We start from the raw sequence: 2,507 nt of genomic DNA, 5'->3' as shown, positions 1-2,507 counted from the left end.
TCCGAACTCACATTCCAAACCTCCAACATCAACACCGCCAGACAAAACGGTGTCGACCCCAGCACCCGATAAGCCGCCTTGTTCTTCTCCGAATCCAGTCCCTCTATCGCCTCGCTCAACCCGCTCTTCGCCCGAATATGACCCCGTTCAGCATCACCCACCGCACCTGCCGCCTCACGAGCTTTTTTGAGCGTTCGGTTCATGTCGCCGACCACCTGCGCGGTTTTGTGGCCGCGTGGGATCACCAGCACCAGATGGTCGCCCTTGGGCAGGCGGATAGAAGAGGGATGCGGTGGGGCGATGTCGCCAAATGGCGTTCCGTCGGGTCTCAGGTATTCGCCGTAGCGTGTTTTTGGCAGCGACTCTCTGCCGGGCAGGTCTTCCAGACCGAATACGTAGTGTTGTGAGGTGACCTGATTACGCCGGATCAGGAAAGCAGCACCAAAATGCTCGGGCATCATGCTTCGCAGTTGTTGTACGCCCCGGCCCTGGCGGTTGACGTTGATCTTGTCGGCGTTTGCACCTAGGCGTTCTTGCATCTGGGCCAATCGGTCGTTTGCCGACCGGACCTTGGCATTGGCGCTGTTTGCATTACCTTTGGCTGACGCAAGAGTCTGGCTGGCTTTGGCGACGGCGTTCGCAGTGCCATCTGCGGCGCTTTGCAGGTTTTCAAAGATCCCGACCAGCGCCGCTGTTGTAGCTTTGCCGTTGTTGATCAGGAAGAAGTTCTGCAGGCTGTCGCCCGCCAGCAAGTTAGCGAGGGTGGTGGCGTCCAGTGTGACTTGGGCGATAGGGTCAGGCGCTGGCTGAGCCTCGAAACGGGCCAGTTCGGTGGCGCGAAAACGGCCGTCGCCTTTGTTCTCGTCATCTGTAACCGGCATGACATAAGGCGCGCAAGCGGTCTGTAGATCGCATTCGGGCCAGAGCATGAGGTGCAGGGACGATGTGTCATCGCTGGCCGTCTGGTTCAAAAACTTCTGCCCAAGGCTCACGGCCTGATCCCATACCCCAACACCCGTGACCGCATCCACCATGTCGCCACCGGGTGCCAACGGATCGACGTTGGATGGCAGCAGCGCGAGAGTTGCCAGCGTCCGACTCAATTCATACATCGCCGCCACGTAGTCGAAACCTTCAAGGCTCAGGTGATCCGCCAGCATTTGCTCCGTGGCGCTTTGTTTAAGGCTGGCGACCAGCGCGTCCTGAGCACTGAGCATGTGCCGCCAGACCACCGCGCGCTGGACCGTGGCAGTGCATTGGTTGATCGCTCGCCTGCCAGGCTCATGCAGCTTGGCCATCGCCGCATGCAGCGGGTTTTCCTGACCGCGAATACTGCGCGGCACCACCAGTTGTTGCACCAGCAACGCGCTGGCATGGTGTGGGTGAAGAACGGCGTATCGGGCGCACAGCGCGAACAGTTGCTGGCACGTATCGACACGTTGTCGCAGATAACGCAGGCGATAGCAGGCATCGTCCAGCAGCACACCGCAGACCTGCCGCTGGCGGGCGTTTTCCAGCACATCGACGACACCGGCCTGCGCTTCCCAGAGCACGCCCGCATCGACGGGCTCGGCATCCGCTGCGATCGGCAAACTGGCGAGCAGCGCGTCGGCCATCGCTGTCAGCTCCAGGTGCCTGACATCCTGCACAGCAACACCTCTGCCAGCCTGAGCGAGAAATGCCTTGGCTTCTCTGAAGGACTCGACCGGATACTGCCCCGAGAGATCACACAGATACCGCGCCGGATGATCGAGCAGCCTTTCATAACCGGGCTGGCGGGCGCGCTGCGGTGCAGCCAGGCTGACCGGGAACGCGTTGTATTGCAGATTCAGCCGGGTCGCCTTGATCGGGGCGATGAGTGCCTGGGCGACAGGGTTTTTGGCATCAAAGCCAGAAAACGCATCGAGCATCGCCTTGCCATCGGGCTTGCCCTTGTATAGGTCCGTGAAGCGCATTTTCGACCCGCTCAGGTCAGGGCTGTTGCAGCGCTGATCTCTTGAAGCCGCGTCTTTTTCCAGACGCTCAAGGCGTGCCGCGCTGAGCTGTATTTCCGAGAAACACAACTGTAGCGTCTGCACATGCCGATTGTTCCAGAGTGCCGGCAGCCAGATGTCCTCAAGCGCCTGGCCAGTGGCCTTGCGGTCGCCCGCTAGAAACCCGTTTTGCTGACGATATCGGGCCACGTCGATGTCGTGATACGTGTTGCCGGTTTCGCTGACGTGGATCTCCAGCTCGCGCCACAGCTTCTCCTGATAAAACACATACACATAACCCGCGCGAGCCAGCACCGGTGTACCCATATCGTCCACCGTTTTCGAACCGGGCAATGCCACGAACGGTAATACCGGAACGATCTGGTTGAACTGCGCATCGGCCTGTCGCGGCGTGACTTTCGTGCCGCTGAGCAATGGCAGGCGAATCGGCTCGCCTTCAAGGGTCGCGATCTGCAGATGAAGGTGCGTGCCCTCGATGTGATCCCAGACCTTCAGGGTGCTGCTGAACAGCTC

Annotated in this window: 1 protein-coding gene; it reads right to left on the bottom strand. The window is 60.3% G+C overall.

Going from position 1 to position 2,507, the window contains the following annotated elements; all coding sequences use genetic code 11:
- On the bottom strand, positions 1-2,507 hold a 2,507-nt coding region (locus tag RYC18_RS17740; protein WP_316886551.1), incomplete at both ends, for a toxin VasX.

This window comes from Pseudomonas syringae group sp. 247E2, assembly GCF_032587795.1.
GTDB classification, from domain to species: Bacteria; Pseudomonadota; Gammaproteobacteria; order Pseudomonadales; family Pseudomonadaceae; genus Aquipseudomonas; species Aquipseudomonas amygdali.
Note: the sequence above shows the minus strand (reverse complement) of the source record. Positions and strands in the feature narration are given on the sequence as shown.